Origin of the sequence: Salmonella sp. SAL4457 (genome assembly GCF_046548235.1) — a bacterium.
Lineage (GTDB): Bacteria > Pseudomonadota > Gammaproteobacteria > Enterobacterales > Enterobacteriaceae > Salmonella > Salmonella enterica.
Map to the genome: position 1 here is coordinate 1 of NZ_JBGDZO010001004.1, position 250 is coordinate 250.

1 protein-coding gene is annotated in these 250 nt (G+C 70.4%); it reads right to left on the reverse strand.

The window, feature by feature from the left end; all coding sequences use genetic code 11:
* Positions 1-250 (reverse strand): peptidylprolyl isomerase (locus tag ACLJNW_RS27190; protein WP_410961662.1); only part of this gene is annotated, 250 nt, incomplete at both ends.

Consider the following 250-nt stretch of genomic DNA (forward strand, 5'->3'; position numbering starts at 1 on the left):
CCTTTAGCCGTTCCAGCGCCGGACGGATCGCCGGCAGCAGTTGCGCCTGCGCCAGTAACCCACCGATGTCGCCGCCGTTGCGGGCGGTCTGCGGGTCGTCGGAATGCTTGCGCGCCAGTTCGGCGAAGTCGCCGTCCGCGGCCTGCCGGTAGAGTTCCTGGGCGCGCTTGCGCGCTTCGGCAAGCCCGCCGGCCGCAGAGGCGGCGATGAAGATCTGGCTGACCCGGTACAGCGCCGGTACAGCCAGTTG